Below are 993 nucleotides of genomic sequence, written 5' to 3' on the forward strand. Positions count from 1 at the left end.
GCCGGACAGACCCTAGCCGCCTGACCGTGTCTCCGGCCCCGCCTGGTGCGGGGCCGGAGCCCATTTCGCCCCTCGGTGCTGTCCGGCAGGGGTCGACTCGGCGTAGGGGGTGCAGGGCGGCCCGCCGGGGGCCCCGTACGAGGAGCCAGCACCCGCCGCCGTCGCGCGCATCTTCCAGGTCAAGGGACGTGGCATGGGCATCCCAGGCGCGGGCGAGGGCGGTCCCAGCGCAACCAGTCTGAGCCGACCTGCGACTTAGTCCTGCGTGATCTTCTCGCTCTTCATGGTGAGGGTTGCGTTGACCACCGACTCGACGCGCTCCGGGTCCTTGGTGTACCCGCAGCCGATCCCGGTGGTGCACTCCTCCCGCCACGTACCCCCGGCGACGTAGTACGTCACATCCTTCGCGGTGAACTCGGTGACGGCACCGGACTCGTCGCAGGTGACGCTGCCGACGGACTGCCCGTCGGACGTGCGGATGAGGTAATCGGCCATGGGAGACAGGACCATGTCGTCCATGGCAGTCCAGCGAGCGCTAAGGGGCTTGCTCTTGCTGGTGTAGTCGGCGGTGGCTGTACCGGTCACCGGGCCAGTCGAGACATGTCCTTGCCTGCCTGTTTCCTGGCCGATGACCATGTTGTTGACAGACCCGTTCACGTGGCTAGACGTGACACGTCCGTTGTACGGGCCTCCGAGCCGGAAGCTCTCGACGCTGCCGCACGCAGGCTTCTGCGCCTGAGCCGAGCCTGCTTCAACGGCCTCGGCGTTGACGGTCAGGGCAACTGCGCAGGCAGCCATGGTGACGGCGGTGGCCATCCTCATCCGCATACAGCTCTCCTCCGTTTGAGTTGTCAGTGCTTATACGGCCACAACATCAACGACCAGGCTCAACTGAGGAAACGCCTCGGCAGGTGACAGAGCCGGTGGCCACGGAAGCAGCCCCGACATGCCGATGTCAGCACGTCCGACGCTCTCGCGACAGACGACACCGCC

The 993-nt window shown here is 66.7% G+C and carries 1 protein-coding gene; it reads right to left on the reverse strand.

The genetic code is table 11. The features are described 5' to 3' along the window. Positions 1-255 precede the first annotated feature (255 nt). Positions 256-816, reverse strand: a complete 561-nt coding sequence (locus tag QK442_RS36190) for a hypothetical protein (RefSeq protein ID WP_282698387.1) — start codon at positions 814-816, stop codon at positions 256-258. Between the last annotated feature and the right edge of the window lie 177 nt (positions 817-993).

This window comes from Streptomyces sp. CC208A (assembly GCF_030010625.1).
Taxonomy (GTDB): domain Bacteria; phylum Actinomycetota; class Actinomycetes; order Streptomycetales; family Streptomycetaceae; genus Streptomyces.

What these genes read in the sequence shown, in the direction of transcription:
- QK442_RS36190 (WP_282698387.1), bottom strand. Translation starts at nt 816, where the DNA reads ATGGCCACCGCCGTCACCATGGCTGCCTGCGCAGTTGCCCTGACCGTC.